Below are 23,006 nucleotides of genomic sequence, written 5' to 3' on the forward strand. Positions count from 1 at the left end.
GCTGCCGCTCAGTCGAAGACCGACGCGCAGTTGGTGGGTCGGGCGTGCGCGGGGTCCAGTGCGTTGGTCACCTCGTGGTAGGCGATCCGGTCCCACAGACCGATCGCCACATGCTCCGAGAGGTCGACGGAGCACAGGTCCTGGAGCGTGACGTTCTTGACGTCGGACCCGCTGAGGAAGGCCGAGCGGTAGGGCGTGACCACCTCGTCGTACTTGGTGGCAATGACCGTGTAGCGCACGCCAGGGACCGTGTCCCCGCCCTCGTTGAGCTTGGCGAGGAAGGCGGACCCGGTGATCTGGTCGGCGAGAGCCGGGGTGGCGGCGTTCAGCAGGTCGGCTGCGCCGGGGAAGTACTTCAGCAGGCCGGTGAGCCCGCTCAGGGTGGTGCCGTGGTTGCTGGGGGCGAGGCCGATGAGTGCGTTCACCTTGTCCGCCCCGCCGAGGAACTTGAGGTAGTAGCGGGGCATCATCCCGCCCTGGGAGTGCCCGACGATGTCGACCTCACCAGCCCCGGTCGCGGCGAGTACCCGGTCGATGTACACGTCGAGTTGCGCTGCGGACTTGTCGATGGGGCCGAGGCCGTGGAAGAGGGGGACGCCGGGCAGTTGACCGTAGTCGAGCGAGAAGACGCAGTAGCCGCGGTGGACGAGGTACGGCGCGAGGGCGAGCCAGTTGTCCCAGGAGTTCCCGAGGGTTCCGTGGACGAGGACGACCGGGCGGGGGTGGGCGGTCGACGGCTTGCAGGAGTAGTCGTTCCAGCCACTGCTGGGAGCGGTGACGGCAGGGGCGGCGGTCGCGGTGGCTGCGGGGGTGAAGCCGATGACGGCGGCCAGTGCGAGTGCGGCGAATGGTCTCAGGGCACGTTTCCAGGACAGCATCGGGCGATCTCCTTGCGGCTCAAGGGAAATGGCGACGACTGGGGATGGGGATGTGGGGATTCCCTGCGGCCCGGACCACAAGTGAGAGCTGTACCACTGCCAACGTACGCACGAGTAACCAGAACTGGGAAGTTACGCGTTGGTAAAAACTGACCGCCCGTCATCGTGCGATCTGATAGTGCACACGCGAACGACCACCGGGAATGGTGCCTCCCGGTGGTCGCAGGTGCGGATGTCGCCGGCCCTGGGCCGGCACAGAGCCGCTGGGGTCACTCCCCCTCGGGGTCTCCGTCCCCTGCCTCCCAGAGTTCCTCGAAGCGCTTGACGCGCCGGGCCACTCGGTCCTCCCGCAGGTCCAGCGTGGTCTTGGCGTTCATTCCCTGGAGATCCGGCTCGACCTCATAGGACAGGGAGTCGTCGAACACGATGAAGTCGTTCGTGGTGTCGATCCCGGCCTCCGGCGGCAGCTGGGACAGCGCCAGCACACGTACGTGGATGCCGAGGCTCTGCTGACGCTCCACGAGCTTCTCGAGCGCGCGGTCGATCTGGTCGGGGGTGTTCACGATGAAGAGCCGGCGGATCCGTACCCCTCGGCTGCGGATGGCGTCTCGCTGCGCCCGCAGGTAGCGCTGACCCAGCTCACTGGGCCAGAAGTCATGGTCGACCGAGGTGCTGGTGGCATCGATGCTGCCGCTCGCACACTGGGTCAGCGAGACGATCCAGTCGTGGTCCTCGCCGTCGTAGTCCGTGTGCTGTTGGTTGAGGTTGGCCATCAGCGTGGCGAGCCGGTTGATCTCGGCCTGTGCGAAGGCCCGGATGATCGGGGGCCCGTCGGAACCCACCGAGGTGGCATTGCGCACCAGCCGGGTCACACCGTCGGGACGCAGTGCGGACCCCTCGACAAGTCCGAACAGTTCCGTAGCCTGGTTGATCTTGGCGAATCCCTCGGCGACCAGGCCCTTCATCTCGGAGTTGTGTACGGTCAGGCTGGACTCCACGGCACCCAGCCGCCGCTCGAAGTCGACCATGTACTGAATGATCATGGCGGCCCCGCCGAGGAAGATGGAAGCCGTCAGCTTCCACACCTCGGGCTGGTCCGTGGCGTTCGTCAGGGCGTAGGTGAATCCGCCGATCACCACCGTGATCAGGGTCTTCAGCAGGAACGGTGGTATGCCGCCCCCTTGCGGGCGCGCTAAGGAGTCCGATGTTCCGCGCGCTGTCGTCGATGCGTTCACTTCGGTCTACTCCCCCGGTTAGGGTCGCGCGTGCCCACACTCCCAGCGGTGTGTCAGCGTGCCGTCAAGGCCTCGCGCAGCAACGGAATGGCCTGCAGAGCCAACTGGTCCCGGATCCGCTGGACCAGCGTCTGCCACTGCCGGGTGAATCCCGGCTCCCTTTCGAGTACCTCCCAGAGCGGGCACAGGGCCCTGTCCGTACGTGCCTTGGGCATCCACAGATGGAGCAGGTGATCGACGGCCGGCCGCAGCGCCATGACGGCGTCGTGCCCGTCCACCGACCCGAGCCGGCTACGCTCGACCATCCTGACGAGGGTCGTCAGCAGCCAGTCGTGCAGGGCGAGGTCCTCGCAGAGCCCCGCGACCGCGGCAGGCTCCATGTCCGTGGGCACTCGCAGTTCCACGGTGCGCAGGCCGTCCGTGGCCAGGGTGAAGCGCTCGATCGCCGGGGCCGGTCCGGCGGCGCCGGACGGCAGCGCCGTCCAGCGCAGCCGGGTGCGGCCCGACTTGAAGGGCGGCGACTGGTCGAGGAGGGGATGGCGCATGACGTTCCCCAGGAGCTGCTCGGCGATGGTGCCGAGGTCGAGCTCCCCCGGGCGCTGCTGCGCCGTCAGGAACGCTTCGGCCGCGTCCTGTCCGGGGAGCCGTCCCAGCGGCTCGATCACCCCGGGCCGGACCAGATAGTGGTCCCAGGGCTGCCGCTGCTCAGGGCCCGCGGCCGGGGCACGGAAGTACGCGGTGGCCTGGAGCACCCGGCCCTCGGTGAGCACGGCATGCGCGGCGACCGTGCCGACCACGCGCACCTTCGCACCGGACGCCGTGGGCAGCCGGCAGTCCACGCCCGTCAGGACATCCGGTGACACCGCGTGCAGATTGGGGCGTTCGGAGACCCTTACCCGTTCGTCGGCACGCAGCCGCAGCAGTTCCAGGGCCCCGGCCGCGGGCAGCGACTGGTGGGTCCTGAGCAGACCGGTGCGGATCTCGCCGCAGGCCAGCGCGTATGTCCTGGGCTCTTCAGGTCCGCCCATGTCATGGTCCCGGGTAGAACACGTAGCCTGCCCGGTCGGCGATGCCGTCGGGAACGGACACCCCCTCGCGGGCGGAGCGTTCGGCGATCTGGCCGAACGCGACCGCATCCACCTCGACCTGGCCCAGGATGACCCGTACGGCGTGTTCCACGGGCAGGAAGCGGGACGGCAGTACGGAGTGGGTGCGGTACGCGCAGAAGGGCGCGGCGGTCGCGTTGAGCTGGATCAGCGGGGGCAGATCGTCCCAGCGGCGGGGGAACTCCTTGCCGGACCACGGCTTGGGTCGCAGCACTGGTTCGCCCCGGTAACGCAGCAGCCCCATCCGGGCCAGTTGCCAGACGGCGGCGAGGAAGGGGCAGGACCAGGTGCGGCGCTGGTCGAGGTCGTCCCAGAGCTCGACGTCCATGAAGACCGAGTGGCGGCGGGCGGCGGTCTCGGTGGGCGGGCGCCACGACGGCACGTTGGCCATGGCCTCCAGGGATTCCACACCGGGTGTGCGTTCGCCGTTGGCGAGCCACCCTATCTCCCTGGCCGGCGGGCGGGATCCGTCGCTGCCGGGCGGGGGTGACTCGACCAGCCGGTGTTCCACGATCTCGGCGATGCCGATGCCGTCGGCGACGGCGCAGCCGGACTCCCGGGCCAGGTAGTCGATGGTCAGCCCGTGCCGTTCGGCCTCGCCGAGCAGCACCGGTACGAGCTCGGCCGGGGTCGAGAAGCGGGTGAAGTAGTCGTCGATGAGAAAGCAGGTGCTGACCCGGGCCCGCTTGCCGTTGTTTCCGGCCGCCGTGCCGCGTACCGCCTCGACCCAGGGCCGCACCATCGCGAAGTGCTCCCCGAGCCGCTCGGGGCCGGCTTCGAAGTCCTCCATGTACAGGTGGCCCAGTTCCAGGGAGACATGGGAGAGCGGTACGGACTGGGTGCGGGGCTCCGCGGTGGTCTCGCGGAACACGGCATCGCTCACGGCTGCCCCCAGGACTCGTCGTCGGTGAGCTTCGCGGCGAGTTCCTCGAGCGCCTGCCAGGTCTCCATGTTGGCGATCTGGCTGGCCAGCACGTCCTCGTCGGTGATGAGCTGCTCCCGCCACTGGAGCACGGGCTCCAGTGGCACCGAGCCGAGCACCTTGGTGAAGCCGATGTCGAGATCGCCCGCGAGGTCGTTGAGGTCCTGGTCGCACATGCGCATCCAGGCGGACTGCGCGGGTGGCACCTGGGACCAGAGCGGTGACTCGGGGTCGGGAACCGCGGCACGTACGAAGCGGATGGCGCCCCGCAGTTCCTCCTCGTCGTGGCCGCGGGCGACTCCCCCGGAGACGATGCCGCGCTGGCCGAAGACAAGACCGGCGGCGGCAATGACATGCTGTCTGGTCCAGCGGTGGTAGACCAGCCACCGTGCCTTGACCTTGCGCATCTGGGACGTGGCGTCCAGGGCCATGTCCACGGCGTAGCTGCGCCCTGCGCTGAGGTCCACCACGACCAGGTCGTACTCGCTGTTCAGAGTGAGGAAGAGATCGATACAGCGGCGCAGGACGTCCTTGGTGACACCGAACTCGCCGCCGCTGAGATCACCGGGCAGCAGGGTGAGGTCGCCGGAACCGGTGGGGCGGTGCCGCAGCACGTCGTGCTCGGTCTCGGCCCAGACATCGATCCGCACCGGCTCGGGGATCTTGCCCTGGAGGTAGGAGTGGAGGCCGCCGTGGTCGATTCCGCGCAGCGCACCGGGTACGTCGAAGACGGCGGCGGCGGTAGGTGAGCCGAAGTCGAAGTCGAGATAGCAGACGTTGTCACCGGCGATGGCACGCCGGTAGGCGAGGTTGGCGCTGGTGACGGAGCGTCCGGTGCCCCCCTTGTCGGATGCGGCGAAGACGAGCACCGTTCACACTCCCCTGGAAGCGGTGTGCCTGGCCAGGGCCAGGGTGTCGAGCTGCCCGAGCACCTCGATGGTCAACGCGTAGGCGGTTCCCGGCTGTTCGTCGATGATCTCGCGAGCCCGCCGCAGTTTGACCTCGATGCTCTTCAGCGCGATGCCCCGGGAGCCTTCGGCGACCGAGGTCGGTTCCAGCTGTTCGCTGCCGAGGAGATGGGTGGCCTCGCTCAGCAGATCGCCGGCGAGCATGGAGAGGTCTGCGCTGCGGATCGGCGACTGGGTGTAGAGCTGACGCGCGGCGACCATGCACTCGGTGACGCGCTCGGTGACGTTCCAGGACAGCGGGCCGGTGCGCTCCGGTGAGTCGGGATAGACGGCGCGGGGATTGTCCCAGAGGCCGACGCCCTCACCGACCCGCAGTCGGCGCTGCCACACATGGTCGAAGATCCGCTCGCCCAGCCGCAGCAGCCGGTCGTGCGAGGACACGTTGCGGGACAGTGCGCACAGCTGGATGGTCCGCTTGAGCAGCTGTGCGGAGAAGTCCGTCATGTTCCACTGCATGGGCGGCCCGAGTGCGTCACTGCCCTGCAAGGGCAGTTCGATGCCGGGGTTGTGGAGGGTGATGGCCCTGTCCCGCTGGGTCATCCGGCTGGTGACGCGGCCCCGTTCGGCGAGGCGTTCCATGATGGCGACGGTGCGGGTGAGGTCGTCGTCGGTGGCGCGCCGGCGTACGAGGTCGTAGACGAGGATGGCGGCCACACAGAGCGAGAAGTACTCCGATTCGAGCCGCTGTCCGGTGGTACGCCAGGGGATGTCCTCGAGTGGCCAGGCGCCGTCCCCGAAACGGGCGATGGCCGACCAGTACTGCTGGGTGATCTCCCAGCGCAGTCGCAGGGCCTCGGCGAGCCGCTGCTGTTCGGGATTGAGCAGGCCGAGGGTGAGGGTGCGGTCGGAGAAGAGGTCCTGGATGCCGTCGAGGGCGACCACGGTGAAGTAGAGGTACGGGACGGGCTTGGCGATGCCCGAGGGCTGCGGCCCGATCGGCTCGCTGGTCTCCACGATGGGTGCGTCCTGCACCAGGCCCCAGGCCCAGCCGCATTCGAAGAGCTGGTTCTCGTCGTTGAGGCCGTCGGCGACGTCGACACCGAGGACGAACTGGTCGCGCAGGACCGCGCGCAGCGACTTGAAGCGGCGCTGGAACTGCTGGACGACGATCCGGTCCGAGACCTGGTCCTGGCCGATGAGCCGGCAGAGCGTGCGGCCCTGGGGCGCGTCGGCGTCGAAGACGTTGATGGTGAAGGAGCGCAGCAGGCTGACCATCGCGGCGGTGAGCCGTGCCTCGGTGGCCGCTCTGAGTTCGTCGGCGAGGGCTCGTACCTCGGCGCGCCGGGGCTTGCTGAGGTAGACCTTGAGAAAGCCGAGTGTGGCGAGGGACAGCGTGATCGACATGGAGAAGGAGTCAACGACTCCCAACTCCCTTTGTTCTTTGGTGAGTTCACGTTCCGCGTCGCCGGACACGAAGTAGTGGCCGCCCGCGAAGCTGGGCTGCTTGTCACCCGCGGTGTGGGTGCGCATGAATTCCGCGAGCACCGTCAGGAGCTTCCCGGGGATCTCCAGCCGGCCGCCGACGCCCTTGAGGGTGTCCTGCACGTCGCGGTCCGTCGTGTCCGGATCGTCCAGGCGGAACGCCGGGATCTCGGTGGCGGGGTACATGAGGCAGAGCAGGCGCTCGGCGTCCGCGACGCTGCTGCGCCCGCCCCATTCACCCCAGTCCCATTCACCGTCCTTGAACGAGTGGCGTGCAATGGCCCGCCAGATGTCCAGCAATTGCTGGCGCGGCTTGATCTGCATCCCCCATACCCCTCGTACTGCTGCCCGGCAGCGTGAAGTGAATGAATCGGCCGTTCTGGTTGAGCGAGCTGTGTGAAGCGCTCGGCGCTATGCGGAATTCCGCTTTCCGCAGGCCACGATCATTCCGTCGTAGCCAACCCGGAGCGGATCCTCTGGAATTCCGATGAGGGAAACCTGAACCTCCCCTTCCGTAAAGGGCGCCAGGCTGTCCCGTACGTCAGTCGCGTCGACACTGCACGCAGGGAAGAATTCGTCGCCCACCGAGTAGCCCTTCGACCCCTCCATGAAGGCGGCGGCATAGGGAGCGCCCGGGGTCAGGCACTCGGCGAAGCGCCGTACGCCCTCCCGGAACTCCTCGATCGAGGTGGACATCGACTCGGCCACGAAGAACATCGTGCCGATGCCCCAGCGCCGCTCGGGCAGGTGGAAGAGGTTGCCCTGCTTGACATGGGCGGCCAGGCGCAACGCCGGGCGCGGGTCCTCGACCGCCGCGTACGGCTTCAGCTCGGACAGCACGTCCCAGAACGCGTCCCAGTTGGCGTCGTAGCCCGGGACCTGGCGCTCCAGCCACTGGACGTTGGTCCCGGCCCGTTCGAAGAGGGTCATCCCCGTGCACCAGGGAAGCAGGGTGAGGGCGGGATAGAGATTGGCACCTGAACCGACGTCAATGCCCGAATCAGGGAGTCCCGGGTTCCGCTGGAAGTGATCACAGAAGTAATCACGGACGATGCGAATGATCTGCTCGTCATCGGGACGCAGCTCGCGATAGTTGTGATCAACATACGCGTCGGAGTCGAACGAGTTCCAGTCAGCCTCGTCGTTGAGCTCCGGCTTCCCGGACTCGCGGATCTCCGGACGGCCAGTCGGTTTCAGAACCATCTTCCAATGGTAATGGAGAAACACCGTCAGGTCCTGCACTACGCACAACTTCCGAAGCACGGGGGGCGCGTCGGTGCGTGGAGCCGTCGACGGCCCGTTCCCACCTTGAAGGTCCTGCTGGGGCGGGCAATGCTTGATCCGACCACCTCCGCCCGCGGTCCGGCGGGCACGGCACCGGGTCACCCGGCCCGTATCACTCGTGTGGGTGATGCGCATCGCCTCTGACCCCTTCGTGAGGGAGTGGCATGACTCCTCTGCCCGGAGATCGTCCCCCGTCGCGCCCCGTCGCGGTGCCTTTGGCCGCCCGGGGCCGGCCGCCACGGGTGAGACCGGTCACCGACGAGGACCTCAGTGCGCTGGCGACGCTCGACCAGGAGGTCTTCGCCGAACACGCCTACCCCTTCTTTGTGTTGCGCCAGCTCTACGACGTCTACGGGGACCAGCTGCTGGTGGTCGACGACGGCGGAGAACTGCTCGGGTACGTGCTGATGGGCACCGCGCCCGACAGGTCCCGCAGCTGGATCCTGGGGCTGGCCATCGACCGCCGCTCGCGGGGCCGGGGGTTCGGCCGCTGGCTGATGGCGGAGGCGCTGGAACGATTACGCGCGCAGGAGGTGGGCGAGGTCCGGCTGACCGTGGAACCGGCCAACGCCGCCGCCATCGAGCTGTACGAGTCGCTGGGTTTCGACAAGGTCGACCACTATCCGGATTACTTCGGCCCCGGAGACGACCGGTTGGTCATGGTGCTGAGGTTGTAGCGGGAGCGACCGGGTGGGGGCACACCCGCTCACGCGGCGAGCGAGCCCGGCATGACCGCCCGGGGTCCGAATCTGGCACGGGCCCGGTCAGCCGCCGCCTCGATACGGCGGGCCTTCTCGTCGGCGGGATCGAAGGTGAGCTGCTGCGTCGCCCGCCCGGCCGGGAGCAGTCCCTCGGCGCGCAGGGCGATGCCGCGGACGCGGGCGCGCTGCAGGCCGAGGGCGTCGAGCAGTCCGTACGCGGTGCCGGTGAGGGACGCGGAGTGGGCGGTCGGCTCGGGCAGGGCACGTGACCTGGTGGTCGTGGTGCGGTCGGCATAGCGGACGGTGAGGCTCAGGGACCGGCAGACCTGGCTCTTCGCGCGCATCCGGGCGCCGAGTTCCTCACCCAGCGAGACCAGGGCGCGGCGGTGTTCGGCCGGGTCCAGCTCATCCCGGGGGAAGGCTCGTTCGGCGCCGGTGGAGCGGGCCGCGGCGTTCGGGACGACCCGGGTGCGGTCGGTGCCATGAGCCTTCTCGTGGACCTCGCGCCCGGTGCGTGCGCCGAGGATGCGCTGGAGTACGGCCGGCGGCGCTGCGGCGACCCGGTCGACGGTGTCGAGTCCGTATCCGCACAGGACACGGGCGGTCGCCGGGCCGACCCCGTGCAGTGCGGCGACCGGGCGTCCGGTGAGGAACTCCGCCGTGTCACCCACGGCCAGGGTGGTACCGGGTCCGGCCTCGCGTGCCGCCATCCGGGCCAGCAGCGGGTTGGGGCCGGCGCCGATGACGCAGTCGGCCCCGTACAGGGCGAGTGCCCGTACCCGTATCACCGCGGCCAGTCCGGCCGCGTCCCTGCCGAAGTACCGCAGCGCGCCCCGTACGTCGGCGAGTGCTCCGTCGGGTGGCAGGGCCTCCACCACGGGGGTGAACGCCCCGAGCAACTCGAGCAGTCCCGCGTAGGCGGCCTCGTCCGGAGGGTGCTTGCCCCCGGCCACGCGGAACCGCAGGCACAGGATCGATGGTTCCGCCGTCATCCCGCGCTCCCCGGGCTCTGGTGCCACAACTTCCTGGTGGACGCGGTGCCTTCACCGGCCGGACGGAGGTCGGCCCATGCGTTCATCTCGTAGCCGGTGGACATACGGATGCTGCGGCCGGTGGACGGAGTACCGGTGGACGGACCGCCCGCGGCCAGCCGCCGTGCCACCGCGTCGAGTCCCCCCTCGCGGCGGATCTCGATCAGGTCCGCGAGGTTCCAGGCAGCGGAGCCGACCACACTGAGGCTGCGCGGGCCGCGGCGCTGGACCACTCCGCGTACCAGCAGCAGCCAGGAGTGGAAGACGGTGTGGGCGCAGGCCTCGTGGCTGTCGTCGAAGAAGGCGAGGTCGACCAGGCCCGTGCCGTCGTCCAGGGTGGTGAAGATGACCCGGCGGCCGGAGCGGATCGGCGGGGTCTGGGTGGCCGCCTTGGCCCCCGCGACCAGCACGGTGGCGCCGTGTTCGGCCTCGCGCAGCCGCTTCGCGGGGATCGCGCCGAGTTCGTCGAGGAAGACATGGTGATCCGCCATCAGATGCCGGGAAGTGTCCATGCCGAGGATGTTCAGCTCGGCGCTGAGCCGCTCGGCTTCGTTGAGGTCGGGCAGTCCGACGGACGCGGTCCTGCGACCGCCGCCCAGCGGAAGCTGGCCACCGCGTCCGTGGGAGGGCGGCCCCTGCCGGGTGCGGTGGAGTTCGGCGATATGCAGCAGCAGGTCGCGGCGGTTGGCGCCGAACGCGTCGAGCGCACCCACCTGCGCGAGCCGTTCCGCCACGGGTCGCCCGGGGTGCGCCCGCTCCCAGAAGTCCAGCAGGGACGCGTACGGCTGCTCCGCCTCGATCCGGGTGGCCTCCGACTCGCTGATGCCGTGCACATCGGCGAACGCCAGCCGCAGGCCCCACACCCCGCCATCACCGTCATCGGACACCAGTTCGATGTGATGAGCGACCGCCGACCGGTTCACATCCAGCGGCAGCACCGGCACCCCGCGTCGCCGCGCGTCCGCCAGCAGCAGCCGTTTCGGGTACATCCCGGGGTCATGGGTGAGCAGCCCCGCGTAGAAGGCAGCCGGATGGTGGGCCTTGAGCCACGCCGACTGGTACGTCGGCACGGCGAAGGCCACCGCGTGCGCCTTGCAGAATCCGTATGAACCGAACGCCTCGATGATCTCCCAGGCCCGTTCGATCACTTCAGCCGCGTATCCCCTGCGCTCCGCCTGTTGTGCGAACCACACCCTGATCCGCCCCTGCGACTCGGGATCGGAGAGCCCCCGGCGCACCCGGTCGGCCTCGTCCCGCCCGCATCCCGTCAGGATGTTCACCATCTCGATGATCTGCTCGTGGAACACGACGACCCCGTAGGTCTCCCCGAGCGGTCCGGCCAGGTCCGGGTGCGGATAGCGGACCGGCGCCCGCCCGTGCCGGGCCTCGATGAACGGCCGCACCATGTCGGCGGCGACCGGCCCCGGCCGGAAGAGTGAGATGTCGACCACGAGGTCGTGGAAGTCCGCGGGCTGCAGCCTGCCGACGAGGTCGCGCTGGCCCGGGGACTCGATCTGGAAGCAGCCCAGTGTCTCGGCGGAGCGGATCAGCCGGTAGGTCGCCGGATCGTCCGGCACCACCTGCTCCGGGTCGTCCAGGTCGATCCGGCGCCCCGTCGCCCGCTCGACCTCTGCGACGGCATGGGCCATCGCCGACTGCATCCGTACGCCCAGCACATCGAGCTTGAGCAGCCCGAGGTCCTCGACGTCGTCCTTGTCGAACTGCGACATCGGAAAGGGGGTGCCCGGCTCGCCCGGAAGGCCCTGCGGGACCAGACCGCTGGTCGGCACCACAGGCGTACGCCGGAGCAGCGAGGCGTCCGAGATAAGCACCCCGCACGGGTGCATGGCCACTCCGCGCGGCAGCGCGTCCAGCCCTTCGACCAGCTCCCAGAGCCTGCCGTGCCTGCCTCCGTCCGGCCGGTACTCCCGTGCCACCTCGCGCAGTTCGGGCAGCTCCGCCAGCGCGGCGCGGGCATCGCGGGCACGGATGTGCGGAAACGCCTTGGCGAGCCGGTCGATCTCGGCCGGGTCCATGCTCAGCGCGGCGCCCACATCCCGGATCGCGTGCCGCACCCGGTAGGTCTCCGGCATGGCGACGGCGGCGACCCGCTCTCCGCCGAAGCGGTCGATGATCGCGCGGTAGACCTCCAGGCGGCGCGCGGACTCGACGTCGATGTCGATGTCGGGCAGCACGAACCGGCGCTTGGACAGGAAGCGTTCCATCAGCAGGTGGTGCTCGACCGGGTCGGCGTGGGCGATGCCGAGCAGATGGTTCACCAGGGAGCCCGCCCCGGAGCCGCGTGCGGCCACCCTGATGCCCATCCTTCTTACGTCATCGACCACTTGAGCGACCGTCAGGAAATAGGTGGCGTTGCCGTGGGCGGCGATGACGTCCAGCTCGGAGTGCATACGCTCCCAGTAGGCGCGGGCGCCGGGGATCCGGTCGTATCCCCGCAGCACCATTCCCGCCGCGGCCCGGGAGGCGAGGACCCGCTGCGCGGTGCGCCGGTCGGCGCCGACGAGATGCGGCTCCGGGTAGTAGGCGTATCCCATGCCCAGGTCGTCCTCGGGGTCCACGAGGCACTCGGCTGCGGTCTCCTCCGTGGCGGCGAGCAGCCGGTGCGCCGCGTCGCGCCGCCATCCGGCGGCCTCGGCGATCCGCTCGGCCGTGCGGTGCATCTCGTCCGGCCCCTTGAGCCAGCGCTCCCCACTGTCCAGGCCTCTGGACGGGTCCACCGGGACGAGCCTGCGGGCAGCGTCCAGTACGTCCGCGACAGGGCCCTGGCCCGGGTCGGCGTACCGCACGGCATTGCTCAGCACCGCCCGGACGCCCTGCTCGGCCGCGAAACCGACGGTACGGGCGGCGAGCCGCAGCGAACCCGGCCCGGTCCCCGTGGTCCCGTGGTACACGGCTTCGAGCCGCAGGGCGTCGCCGTAACGCTCCCGCCAGGGAGTGAGCAGCCGGGCTGCCCGGTCGGGGCGGCCCGCGGCCAGCGCCCCGCCGACCCCGGAACCGGGGCCGAGCAGCACGGTGACCCCGTCGGCGGCCTCGCCCAGGGCGTCCCACTCGAGGGCGGGCAGGCCGTCGGTGGCGGTGGCATGGGCGGCGGTGATCAGCCGGCAGAGCTCCGCCCAGCCGGCAGCGCCGGCACGGGCGAGGAAGGTGACCCGGGGAGTCGACTCATCGATGAAGGCACCGCCACGCACCGGGGTGCGCCGGCGTGCGGCACGCGCGCCCGGCACCCCGTGCTGCCCGGGGTTCTCCCCGAGCCGCTCGCCGCCCCGTACGGCGAGCCCGGCGCCGAACAGCGGGCGCACCCCCGCCTTGGCGCAGGCCTTGGCGAACCGGACGGCCCCCGCGACGGTGTCGCGGTCGGTCAGGGCCAGCGCGTCCATGCCCCGCTCGGCGGCGCGCGCGGCCAGCAGCTCCGGGTGTGAGGCTCCGTACCGCATGGAGAACCCGGACGCGCTGTGCAGATGCGTGAAACCGGGCATCCGCACCTCCTGGCTCAATCCGCTCTCACCTCCCCCTCACCTCCACCATAGACCAAGTTTCGAACGTCCGTGCGAATCACAGGGGCGGGCATCCAGCCGGGACGCACAGACGTAAGGGGTGCCATCGGGGGAATACCGGAGCGGAGGCGTTGGACCGACCCCACCGGGTGGTACGAGTCCGGGCGTACCGGGAGGTGGTGACGGCAGATGCCGAGGCGATCCGCCACGCGGCACGGCAGCGGCCGGCACCGGCCGTCGCGCCCCGCGCGCCGTCCTGTACGCCCGACCCGCCCCGCCCCGGGCGGCGAACCCGCGGTCGCACCCGCCCTGCGCACGGCAGCCGCCTACTGCTGGCGGCTGCTGGCCGTGGGCATCGTCGTCTATGCGGTCTTCTCGGTGCTCGGGCGTTTCCACGAGCTCACCGTGGCCGTCTTCCTGGGACTCGTCGGCACGGCGATGCTGCGGCCGGTGGCCGATCTGCTGGCCCGGACGCTGCCACGGCCGCTCGCCGTCGCCCTCACGCTGATCGGCAGCATCATCGTCGTCTTCGGCATCCTGGCACTGGTCGGCGAGACGGTCGCCAGGGAGTGGGACACACTTCAGCGGGAGCTCGGAGCCGGGATCGGCAGGATCCAGCGCTGGCTGGAGCAGTCGCCGCTCGGGCTGGACCCGGAGGCCCTCACGGATATCCAGTCACGTATCGGGCGCTTTCTGTCCGAACATCGCTCCACACTGGCCAGCAGGGCCCTCAGCGGTGCCGGACGACTGGTGGAGGTGCTGACGACACTCGCGCTCGGGCTGTTCTGCGCGGTGTTCTTCCTGCACTCCGGTGACCGGCAGTGGGCCTGGTTCTGCGCCCAGTTGCCGCTGACCGTCCGGGACCGGGTGGCGGTGGCGGGCCGCGCCGCATGGCGCACATTCACCGGATACACCCACGGCATCGTGCTGGTGGCGGCGACCAACGCGGTACTCGTCGGCGTGGCGCTCTACCTCATCGGCGTGCCGCTCGCCCTGCCCCTGGCGCTGCTCGAGTTCTTCGCCGCCTTCATCCCCCTGATCGGCTCCCCCATCGCGCTCGCCGTGGCGGCGGTGGTGGCCCTGGCGGCCAAGGGCCCGGTCATCGCGGCCGTCGTCATCGCGCTGATCGTGGTGATCGGGCAGATCGAGGGGCATGTGCTGCACCCGATCGTGATGAGCTGGGCCGTCCGGCTGCACCCGGTGGTGGTCGCCCTCACGGTCGTCGGCGGGGCCATCGCAGCAGGTGTGATCGGCGCGATCGTGGCCGTGCCCCTGGTGTCGGTGCTCTGGGCCGTACGCCAGGCCCTGCGCCGGACGAACACGCCGGAGCACTCGGACGCACCGAGCCCGGACCACCCCTCAGGGTGAGCCGGGCTCGGGATCGTGCTCGGCCCTCAGCAGGTCCGTCAGGGCTTGGGGGCCCTGTCCGGTCCTAGCCGATCTCCGCGCCGAGGACCTGGAGCGCCTCGGTGACCGGCTGGAAGAAGGTCTCGCCGCCGGCGGTGCAGTCACCGCTGCCGCCCGAGGTCAGACCGACCGCGGAGTCGTCCGAGAAGAGGGCACCGCCGCTGTCGCCGGGCTCGGCGCAGACGTTGGTCTGGATGAGGCCGTTGACGACCTGGCCGTCACCGTAGTTCACGGTGGCGTCGAGACCGGTGACCTCGCCGTCGTGCACCTGGGTGGTGGAGCCGCTGCGCTTCACCTTCATGCCGACGGTCGCATCGGCCGCCTTGGTGATCTTCTGGGTGGTGCCGTCGTAGAGGTTCACCTCGCTCGGGTGCTCGGTGTCACCGCTGTACTTGACGAGAGCGAAGTCGTTCTCGGGGAACTGGGACTCGACCATGGAGCCGATGGCCGGTCCGCCCGCGGACTCGGACCACTCGCTGCCGGACTCACCGCAGTGGCCGGCCGTGATGAAGTGCGGCGCGCCGTCCTTGACGACGTTGAAGCCGAGCGAGCAGCGGCCGCCACCGCTGTGGATGGCGTCACCGGCAGCGATGTACTTCTTGAACTCGCCTGCCGACTTCTTGAGCTCCGCCTTGCCGCCGAGGCCCTCCACGACCGCCTGGAGCTTGGTCCAGGCGTCGCCCTTGACCGTGCGGTCGGCAGTGACGACCACCTTGTTGGTCACCGGGTCGGTGGCCCACGACGTACCGGGGATGGTGGCGCGGTCGGTCAGGGTCTTCCGGGCCGACTTCAGCTCGGCCAGGGTGTTCTGGACGACTCTGGCCTTGCCGCCCGCCTCGCGCACGGCTTCGGCCGCTTCCTCGTCGACCACGTTCATCACCAGGGCCTTGGCCTCGGCGTCGTAGTAGGCGCCTGCCGCGTCGCCGCCGAGATCCTTGACCAGGGTCGACGCGAGATTTCCGGCCGCCGTCGCCGTCAGGGTCTTGAGGGTGGGCTTCGGGGCTTCCTCACTGGCGTTCGCAGTCTGGAAGGTGACTCCGGCGGCGGCGAGCGCGACGACGGCGCCGCCCGCTATCGTCGCGCGCTTCCGGGATATGCGGCGGTGCTTCAACATCAACCTCCTGTGGGGGACCGTGCGCGGCCAAGTGGGGTGGCCGAGTACGGAGGATGAGCCGTCCACTATTCCGAGACCGGCCGGTAACACACAAGGTCGACTTCAGGACGCACACACGACCGACCGAACGTGCCCCTCGTTCGTTCACAACCGTCGAACATCACCCACCAGTTCCTTTTGCGAACACCCGTTGCAATCGGGCGGTGGGCGGCCCGTAAGGACTAGTCCTGTCCTGATTTCGACGCTGTCGGGCCCACTGTTTCCGGTCGGTTGATGGGTAATCATCACGAGGGAGGGGAATGCCAGGACAGTATGGCTGCACACAGCACATACGGCCCGATACACGGACCGACGGGCTCATAGCGTGAAGGAGGCGGGGGTTGCGACGTCGCGTGCGCGCCTCGGACGGGCGGCGACACCTGATGGTGGAGCGACTCGGGGATCCCCGTGGCAGGCCCGTCTTCCTGCTGCACGGCACCCCGGGCAGCCGACTCGGCCCGGCCCCGCGGGGCATGGTGCTGTACCAGCGCGGAATGCAGCTGATCGCGTACGACCGTCCTGGATACGGCGGTTCGGACCGATTGCCGGGCCGCAGTGTGGCCGATGTCGCGGAGGACATCCGGGTGATCGCCGACGCCCTCGGGCTGGACCGCTTCGCCGTGGTGGGCCGTTCAGGCGGCGCACCACACGCTCTGGCCTGTGCCGCGCTGATCCCCGACCGGGTGACCAGGGCAGCCGCACTGGTCACACTGGCCCCGCGGGACGCGGAGGGTCTCGACTGGTTCGAGGGCATGGCCGCGTCCAATGTCCTCGAGTACTCGACGGCCACCACGGACCCGGACCGGCTGACGGAGCGCTTCATCATGCGCTCCGACGAGATCCGCAGGGATCCGGTCAAGCTCCTCGACGATCTGCGCAGGGAGCTCACCGACTCCGACCGTATGGTGGTCGCGGATGCCGGTGTCCGGACGATGCTGCTGCGCAACTACCAGGAAGCGCTGCGCACTTCGGCGTACGGCTGGATCGACGACGCCCTCGCTTTCTGTAGCCCGTGGGGTTTCGACCCTGCCGAGATCAAGCCACCGGTGCTGCTCTGGCACGGCGAGAAGGACGTCTTCTCACCGGTCGGCCACTCGCGCTGGCTCGCTCAGCGCATCCCGGGCGCGACGGCCGTACTGGAGCCGGCCGCCGCCCACTTCGACGCACTGCATGCCCTGCCGGGGATCCTCACCTGGCTGCTGGAGCCGGATCGCTGACACGCCCGGCGCCTCGTGGTGCGGGGCCAGCCCCGCACCACGAGGCGCCGCGTCACACCGCGAGCGGCTCCAGATCCCGGTGGATCCGCCGCTCCTCCCTGGCGATCCGCGTCATGTTGTGATCGTCGCCGAGCAGCCTCCCCAGCTCCTCGACGGTCTCCGCACGCAGCGCCGCCGCCTCGTCCTTGCGGCCGAGCGCGCCGAGTGTCACGGACATGTTGGAGGCGACGGCGAGCGTCTCCGGGTGGTGGACGCCCAGGACCTCACGGAGCTTGCTCAGCGCACGCCGCTCGGTTTCCAGCGCCTCCTCCAACTCCCCTTGGTCAGCCCGGCCGTTGGCAAGGTTGACGGTGCAGAACAGGGTGTGGGGATGGGCGCTGCCGAGGATGCCGGTCATCCTCCGGACGGTGGGCCGGAGAACTTCGTCCGCGGTCTCGGGATCACCGCAGCCCCAGTGGTAGATGCCCAGGTTGTTGATCGCGGCGAGGGTGTAGGGGTGCTTCGCGCCCGGCGCCTCGATGTACTGGTCGACCACCTCCTGCGCCAGGTCCCTGGCCGCGACCGGATCCCCCGCGGCGAACAGGTCGGCCGCCAGGTTCAGATCACAGGCCAGTGAGTCCGGGTGGGCATAGGTGTACTTGGCGCGGTAACGGTTGCGGGTAGCCGTGGTGAGCCGCCGCGCGTCCTCGAGCCGTCCCGCCCTGCGCAGCGACACGGCGAGGCTCTTGGCGGCGGCCAGCGTGCCGGGGAAGGCCCGGCCGAGGGTCTGCTTGTAGCTCTCGTAGGTGCGCGACAGCAGCGTCACCGAGTCCTCGTAGTGCCCGACCTCTCGCAGATCCCGGGCGAGTGAGGTGGCCGAGGAGAGGGTGTACGGGTGCTCGGGGCCGAGCACCTCGGTGCGCCGGTCGAAGACCTCCTGGTCGATCTCCCGGGCGCGGGAGTAGTGGCCGACCATCCGCAGGTTCAGGGCGAGGTTGTTGGCAGCGGCCAGGGTGCGCGGATGGGACTCGTGGAAGATCTGGCTGAAGCCCTCGTGCGCCTCGGTGGCCAGCTCCATCGCCTGGCCGTACTCGCCGAGCGCGCCGAGGTCCATCGCGAGCCCGGACGTGGTCATGTACGTGTGCGGGTGGGAGGTGCCGAGCACCGCCTTCTGGCGCTCCAGGGTCACCTCGTCCAGCTCCTTGGCGTCCGTGTAGCGCCCCTGGGAGCGGAAGATGTTGGAGAGGTGGAAGCGGAGGTAGAGGTACTGGAGGTCGTCGTTGCCGAGCATCTCCCGCCAGGAGTCCCTCAGGTCCTCGGCGAGCTCTCCCGCCGTCTGCCAGTCGCCACGCTTCCACAGGTAGCGCACCCGGTCGATGAGCAGTCGGCGGGTCTCCGGCTCCTTGCAGTAGCGGGCCTCCGACGTGGCGAGGTGCGGCCAGATGGTGCCGAACCGCTGCCAGGTCTCGGGGTTGTCGATCGGCTCGTCGTCGTCGGGACGCGCGCCGGCGAGGATCCGGTGGACGGCATGGCGCGCGTCCATCTGCTCCTGCTCGCTGAGCTGGGACCTGATCACGGCCTGGACCAGCCGGTGGACCTGGATGGAGTTGGAGACCTGGTCGACCTTGGCCAGGGCGAACCGGCCGATCTCCCGGATGACCCGCCCCAGGACCAGCTTCTCCTGGAGGGAGGCGTCGTAGGGCTTGAGGGCTTCGATCATCTCCTTGCTGTAGAGCAGGTTCGCGGAGATCGGCTCGGGCGCGAAGAAGGCGCAGAGCTGGAGGAGCCGCACCGCGGCGGGCGAGCGTTCCTTGAGCCGCTCGATGGAGACGTTCCAGGTCGCCGCGACCGGCTCGGGGTAGCCCGCGGGCTGGTTGAGCGCGAGGACGCTGGAGGCCTGCTGACCTAGCCGTTCCAGATACGCGGAGACGGGGGTAGCGGTCTCCGCGATCCAGGCCGCGGCCTGCTCGACGGCGAGCGGCAGATCGCCCACCGCGCTGGCGACCTGGTCGGCGTCCTGTGCGGTGAGTCCGGGGGCGCGGCGCCGGAGGTGCTCGATGGACTCCTCGCGCAGGAACACGTCCACGGGCAGTGCGTCGCCGTACTGGGACCAGGTCTGGTTCCTGGAGGTGACCAGGATGTGTCCCCCGGTCGGGAAGAAGCGCTTGAGCTGTTCGGGGTCGTCCGCGTTGTCGAAGACCAGCAGCCAGCGTGCGGACGGCACACCGCGCCGCAGCAGGTCGACGGCCTCCTGGGAGGCGGCGGCCATGTCCTCGCCGCCCTGGGCACCGAGCCGGACCGCGAGTTCGGCGAGCCCGGCGATGACGTCGTCGACCTGTTCCGACGAGATCCACCACACCAGGTCGTAGTCCGCCATGAAGCGGTGCACGTACTCCAGTGCCACCTGGGTCTTGCCGACGCCGCCGAGTCCGTAGAGGGTCTGCGGCTGCGGGAGGACGACGGCCATTCCACCGCCGAGCTGGTCACGCATACGTTCGAGCACGACGGAGCGACCGGTGAATCCGGGGTTGCGGGGCGGCGCGTTCCAGATCTTGGGCACGGTGCCGGGGAAGCGCGGGCCGGGCGAGACCCCGTCGGCGAGCTGCACCGGGCGGTCGAGGGCGCGCAGCAGCGCCGTGGTGGCATGCACCTCGTCGAGCCGGAACAGGTCGACGGGATTGCGGTCGATGTAGGGGGTGGTCAGGCGTACGTCGCCGACGCGCAACGGCAGCAGATGGCGCCGTCCGCCGCCCGGGTCCTCGGACGCGGCACGTTCCCAGACCGCCATCGCCCGAGCGGACTTGAGGTAGGCGCTGGAGAGCAGCACCACGGTGCGCGCGGCGGTCTCGGCGGCCTGGACGGCACTGTCCTCCGGGGAGGGTTCGGCGGAGACATCGCGTGGGACCACGCGGAACCCGGCCCGGGTGAGGACGGACTCGATCCAGTCGGCCCACATCCGGTTCTCCGCGACATAGCTGAGGAAGAGGTCGGCGGGCAGGGCGGGCCGGCGGCGGGTGAAGGCGTCCCGGATCCGCAGCCTGACGTCTTCGCCGACCGCGGGCATGGCGGTGATCCGGCCCTCGGTGATCACGGCGGTGAGCCGTTCGAAGGCGGAGAGCAGGGAGTTGGTGAGCCCCGTCTCGTCGCCGAAGGTGGCCAGGGTCTCCTCGTAGGCGTAGTAGGGCCGGTACGGGATCTCCACCGCGCCCCAGTAGGAGGTGAGTTCCTCGCCGGAGAGTCCGGTCGGGAAGCGGTCGAACTTCAGCCGGGCGAGGGCCCGTCCGGCGTCCGCCTTCTCCTTCTCGCCCTCGTCGATGCGCATGGGGACGGGGAAGATCCGGATGCCCCGGCCGCCGTAGCGCTCGTCGATCTGGCGGGCGACGGCCGCCGCGCCGTCGATGGACTGGTCGCTGAGGGTGAAGCAGTCGACCAGGATGTCGGGAAGGTGGACGGTGCAGATGTCGGCGATGTCGCTGAGGCCGGTGCGGCTGTCGATCAGGACGTAGTCGTAGTTGGCCTTCATGTCGTCGCGCAGGGCGTCGAAGAAGTGCCCGCCGCCGAGACGGTCGTAGAAGTTGTCCCAGTCGAAGGTGGAGACGGTCGCCGAGTACTCGCGGTTCTGCTTTCCGGCGGAGACGAAGTCGAGTGTGCCGCCGTCGGGGAACTCCCAGCCCAGGCTCTCCGGTGTCAGGGACACGGCGTGCGGCTGGATGCGAGCGTAGTCGCGGTGCCAGTCGTCGGGGCGCTGGACGGGGCTGGTCGCGGCCCAGGCGTACTCGGTGATCAGGTCGATGACACCGGTGGTGGCGCCGAGCGTGGAGGGGTCGAGGAAGGGGTGGAAGAACTTGTGCAGACCGGGGGCCTCCAGGTCCCAGTCCACGGCAAGGACCCTCTTGCCGTTGGCAGCGAGTATCCAGGCCGTGTTGGCCATCGCCATCGTCCTGCCGGTGCCTCCTTTGTAGGAGTAGAAGGTGACGATGCGTCCGTCACGACTGACTGTCATCCGGGTCCTCCGCATCAGGCGCACGGTCGAGCATGTCGGGAATGAACTGCGTGGTGGCGTACTCGGCCGCCATCGGACCGCGCAGCCGTGGGCGTTCGGTGTGACTGCCGCCGGCAGGTGGATAGACCTGTGCGTGTCTGAGGTACTGCTGGGCGGCCGCCTCCACCACCTGCGGCAGGATCTGGCCGAATGCCTCCATGCTGGGCACCCCCCGGGCTGCGGCGCGGCAGGCGGCCCTGCCCTGGCTGAGTTTGGTGGGCAGCGTGGCCTCCAGCTTGGCGGCCAGCTCGGCCTCGGCGGCCCGGCTCTGGTGGTCGTCGCGGTTCCAGGGGACGACCACACTCACCCAGGGGCGGTGCTCGGCGTCGAAGGCCGCGAGCCGTGCCCGTCTCTCCTCGTCCTCCAGCGCCCAGCGGTCGATGATCAGCAGCTCGGGCTGGGTCGGCGGCTGTTTGGCATCGAGGGGAGTCGCGTCGTGGTCGAAGGACCCTATGGTGGCCTGGTAGTTGAGGGAGCGGACCAGGTCCTGTGCGACATACGCGAGGGCCCGGGCGGATTCCGGGTGGTACGGGTTCCAGTCCTGCGGCATGTCGCCGTAGTAGACGGGATCGCGTCCCCGGGGCACGTCGTGCCGGGTGGGTGCGGCGACGGTGACCTTGATGGGGCGGGGCCCGGTGCTGCGCGGTTCGGACACGCGCGGTGTGCCGAAGGCACTCGGGGCCTGCCGGTAGTCGAGCGGTCGGCTGGGGCCTACTCCGGCGGTGTCCGCCACACTGACGATGCGTTTGGCGAGTTCGTAGACCGCGCGCTCGTACTCCTCGGCGAATATCCGGAGTTTGATGAGCCCGTAGAGGCCGTCGGTGACATAGCGGTCGCCGAAGGCCCGGTGATTGAACTGCAACCGCTCCGCCGGTCCCGGGAGTTGTTCGGGCGGTATCGGTACCCACAGTGCGGGCACGATGGCCTCGGCGGGCCGGTTGCTCTTGGCCTGGTGGTAGATGGCCCGCTGCGCGAAGGCATACCACTCCTTGCCGCACATCTCACTGGCGAAGTAGCGGGGCGAGAAGAGCGGTACGAAGACACGGCAGGTGGCGAGCACTTCGCCGAGCCGTTCCGACCAGCCTTCGCCCGAGCGTATCTCCCGGTCCATGAAGCCGGCGGGGGCGCCGGCCGGCAGATCGGTCATGGCCATCACATGGCCGCACAGATCACGGAAGAGGCGCTCGACCCACATATCGGGGTCGGGACCCCCGGGTCCGTACCTCGGTGTGTGCGCATAGCTCAAAAAGAAGTACGGCCGATGGTCCGCCGCTCGCTGCTGCGATGACGCGTGCACACGACCCCCGTCCTGGTCCTGTGTGAGCACTCGCACTCTCAGGGCTGATGAAGTGCGAGCGAATTAATCATTCCGGAGCTGACCGTGCTCCATCCCCTCACCGTCAGTCAATCAGCGCCGCTTTTCGGTCATCCACAACACGGCGTGATCCACGGCTTCCTTGATCGAAAACAATCGAGCGGCTGTTCCTCCCACTTGTCCGTTCTGCACCCGACGCCTATCGAACGCATCTCCGATGCATGCGAAATCACTGTCGTCCAGAGAGGCGTCCTTGTATTCCGTCCATTCCGGGCTTCCGTCCGTGCCGCGCACCACACAGCGATAACTCCGCAACGGCGAACCGGTGCGGTACTCGGCCAGATGAAAGGCGGTGCACGCGGAGAAGCCCACGTTGATCAACAACACCCGTGCCCCGGCCCGGTACAAGGCGGCCAGGGGGGAATCCTCACCGAAATGCGATTCCAGCGGATGTGCGGTGAGCAGCTCCCCGGCGCGGCTGCCCAGCGCGGCGAAGGAGACCTGGGGATGGGTGCTGCGGACCGCCCCGGGAGTGGTCCGCACACACTCGGCCAATCGGCCCACACCCGTGCAGGGCGTGGTGGCGGGATCGAAGGCCGGCATCTTTGCCCGGAAGGCCGCCGCCTGAGTGGGTGTCATGCCTGCCACCCGGCGCAGATGAGCGGTGGAGGTGTCGGAGTTCTCCGCGGTGAAGGCGGGGACGACGAGAGTGCCGTCCGGGCCCAGCGCCGTCAGCAGCGCGTCGCGTACGGCACCGGCCTCCAGCCCGCTGCCGCCGAGTGCGGCATGGACGAGGACCACGTCCCCTGCCCCGATTCCCAACCGCATGAG

At 69.6% G+C, this 23,006-nt stretch carries 16 protein-coding genes; 3 read left to right on the forward strand and 13 right to left on the reverse strand.

Going from position 1 to position 23,006, the window contains the following annotated elements; translation table 11 throughout:
* Positions 1 to 8 precede the first annotated feature (8 nt).
* From ABZ532_RS23515 to ABZ532_RS23545, 7 genes are all read right to left on the reverse strand, one after another.
* On the reverse strand, positions 9 to 878 hold the full coding sequence (locus ABZ532_RS23515) for an alpha/beta fold hydrolase (RefSeq protein WP_361287010.1): 870 nt from the start codon (positions 876 to 878) through the stop codon (positions 9 to 11).
* 269 nt (positions 879 to 1,147) lie between these two features.
* Positions 1,148 to 2,113 carry a DUF6879 family protein gene (locus tag ABZ532_RS23520; protein ID WP_361287013.1) on the reverse strand — a complete coding sequence of 322 codons (966 nt, stop codon included), beginning with the start codon at positions 2,111 to 2,113 and terminating at the stop codon, positions 1,148 to 1,150.
* A gap of 53 nt (positions 2,114 to 2,166) precedes the next feature.
* On the reverse strand, positions 2,167 to 3,141 hold the full coding sequence (locus ABZ532_RS23525; RefSeq protein ID WP_361287016.1) for an SCO2521 family protein: 975 nt from the start codon (positions 3,139 to 3,141) through the stop codon (positions 2,167 to 2,169).
* A 1-nt stretch (position 3,142) separates the two neighbouring features.
* Positions 3,143 to 4,102: an SCO2522 family protein gene (locus tag ABZ532_RS23530; RefSeq protein WP_361287019.1), complete on the reverse strand. Its 960-nt coding sequence runs from the start codon at positions 4,100 to 4,102 to the stop codon at positions 3,143 to 3,145.
* Positions 4,099 to 5,010, reverse strand: a complete 912-nt coding sequence (locus ABZ532_RS23535; RefSeq protein ID WP_361287022.1) for an SCO2523 family variant P-loop protein — start codon at positions 5,008 to 5,010, stop codon at positions 4,099 to 4,101. Before ABZ532_RS23535 ends, ABZ532_RS23530 begins: the two co-directional genes overlap by 4 nt.
* A 3-nt stretch (positions 5,011 to 5,013) precedes the next feature.
* Entirely contained in the window at positions 5,014 to 6,855 is a 1,842-nt protein-coding gene (locus tag ABZ532_RS23540; protein ID WP_361287025.1) for an SCO2524 family protein, read from the reverse strand.
* A gap of 87 nt (positions 6,856 to 6,942) precedes the next feature.
* On the reverse strand, positions 6,943 to 7,773 hold the full coding sequence (locus ABZ532_RS23545; protein WP_361287028.1) for an SCO2525 family SAM-dependent methyltransferase: 831 nt from the start codon (positions 7,771 to 7,773) through the stop codon (positions 6,943 to 6,945).
* A 284-nt stretch (positions 7,774 to 8,057) separates the two neighbouring features.
* Here ABZ532_RS23545 and ABZ532_RS23550 point away from each other — a divergent pair, with 284 nt between their 5' ends.
* Complete coding sequence (locus ABZ532_RS23550; protein ID WP_361287031.1) at positions 8,058 to 8,492, forward strand: GNAT family N-acetyltransferase; 435 nt, start codon at positions 8,058 to 8,060, stop codon at positions 8,490 to 8,492.
* A 29-nt stretch (positions 8,493 to 8,521) separates the two neighbouring features.
* Here ABZ532_RS23550 and ABZ532_RS23555 read toward each other — a convergent pair whose 3' ends face one another.
* Together ABZ532_RS23555 and ABZ532_RS23560 are read right to left on the reverse strand one after the other, a co-directional pair.
* Entirely contained in the window at positions 8,522 to 9,508 is a 987-nt protein-coding gene (locus ABZ532_RS23555; protein WP_361287034.1) for a hypothetical protein, read from the reverse strand.
* Positions 9,505 to 13,044: a DNA polymerase III subunit alpha gene (locus ABZ532_RS23560; protein ID WP_361287037.1), complete on the reverse strand. Its 3,540-nt coding sequence runs from the start codon at positions 13,042 to 13,044 to the stop codon at positions 9,505 to 9,507. Before ABZ532_RS23560 ends, ABZ532_RS23555 begins: the two co-directional genes overlap by 4 nt.
* Before the next feature lie 207 nt (positions 13,045 to 13,251).
* On the opposite strand from ABZ532_RS23560, the gene ABZ532_RS23565 reads away from it, so the two are divergent.
* A complete protein-coding gene (locus tag ABZ532_RS23565; RefSeq protein ID WP_361287040.1) occupies positions 13,252 to 14,430 on the forward strand; it encodes an AI-2E family transporter in 1,179 nt (392 codons plus the stop codon).
* Between the two features lie 64 nt (positions 14,431 to 14,494).
* On the opposite strand, the gene ABZ532_RS23570 is transcribed toward ABZ532_RS23565, so the two are convergent.
* Positions 14,495 to 15,580, reverse strand: coding sequence for a S1 family peptidase (locus tag ABZ532_RS23570; protein WP_361287106.1), 1,086 nt, complete (start codon positions 15,578 to 15,580; stop codon positions 14,495 to 14,497).
* 383 nt (positions 15,581 to 15,963) lie between these two features.
* Between ABZ532_RS23570 and ABZ532_RS23575 the strand changes: the two genes are divergently transcribed.
* Positions 15,964 to 16,839, forward strand: coding sequence for an alpha/beta hydrolase (locus ABZ532_RS23575; protein WP_361287043.1), 876 nt, complete (start codon positions 15,964 to 15,966; stop codon positions 16,837 to 16,839).
* A gap of 52 nt (positions 16,840 to 16,891) precedes the next feature.
* Here the strand turns inward: ABZ532_RS23575 and fxsT are convergent, their stop codons facing one another.
* From fxsT to ABZ532_RS23590, 3 genes are all read right to left on the reverse strand, one after another.
* On the reverse strand, positions 16,892 to 20,821 hold the full coding sequence (gene fxsT, locus ABZ532_RS23580; RefSeq protein WP_361287046.1) for an FxSxx-COOH system tetratricopeptide repeat protein: 3,930 nt from the start codon (positions 20,819 to 20,821) through the stop codon (positions 16,892 to 16,894).
* On the reverse strand, positions 20,805 to 22,187 hold the full coding sequence (gene fsxC, locus ABZ532_RS23585) for an FxsC protein (protein WP_361287109.1): 1,383 nt from the start codon (positions 22,185 to 22,187) through the stop codon (positions 20,805 to 20,807). Before fsxC ends, fxsT begins: the two co-directional genes overlap by 17 nt.
* An 81-nt stretch (positions 22,188 to 22,268) precedes the next feature.
* Positions 22,269 to 23,003, reverse strand: coding sequence for an AAC(3) family N-acetyltransferase (locus tag ABZ532_RS23590; RefSeq protein WP_361287112.1), 735 nt, complete (start codon positions 23,001 to 23,003; stop codon positions 22,269 to 22,271).
* Between the last annotated feature and the right edge of the window lie 3 nt (positions 23,004 to 23,006).

It is taken from the genome of Streptomyces sp. NPDC019396 (assembly GCF_040632375.1).
GTDB lineage: Bacteria > Actinomycetota > Actinomycetes > Streptomycetales > Streptomycetaceae > Streptomyces.

Bases quoted from the DNA above. Each gene is read 5' to 3' on its own strand.
- ABZ532_RS23515 (WP_361287010.1), bottom strand. From the start codon at position 878: ATGCTGTCCTGGAAACGTGCCCTGAGACCATTCGCCGCACTCGCACTG.
- ABZ532_RS23525 (WP_361287016.1), bottom strand. From the start codon at position 3,141: ATGGGCGGACCTGAAGAGCCCAGGACATACGCGCTGGCCTGCGGCGAG.
- ABZ532_RS23540 (WP_361287025.1), bottom strand. From the start codon at position 6,855: ATGCAGATCAAGCCGCGCCAGCAATTGCTGGACATCTGGCGGGCCATT.
- ABZ532_RS23555 (WP_361287034.1), bottom strand. From the start codon at position 9,508: ATGACGGCGGAACCATCGATCCTGTGCCTGCGGTTCCGCGTGGCCGGG.
- ABZ532_RS23560 (WP_361287037.1), bottom strand. From the start codon at position 13,044: ATGCCCGGTTTCACGCATCTGCACAGCGCGTCCGGGTTCTCCATGCGG.
- ABZ532_RS23565 (WP_361287040.1), top strand. From the start codon at position 13,252: ATGCCGAGGCGATCCGCCACGCGGCACGGCAGCGGCCGGCACCGGCCG.
- fxsT (WP_361287046.1), bottom strand. From the start codon at position 20,821: ATGACAGTCAGTCGTGACGGACGCATCGTCACCTTCTACTCCTACAAA.
- ABZ532_RS23590 (WP_361287112.1), bottom strand. From the start codon at position 23,003: ATGCGGTTGGGAATCGGGGCAGGGGACGTGGTCCTCGTCCATGCCGCA.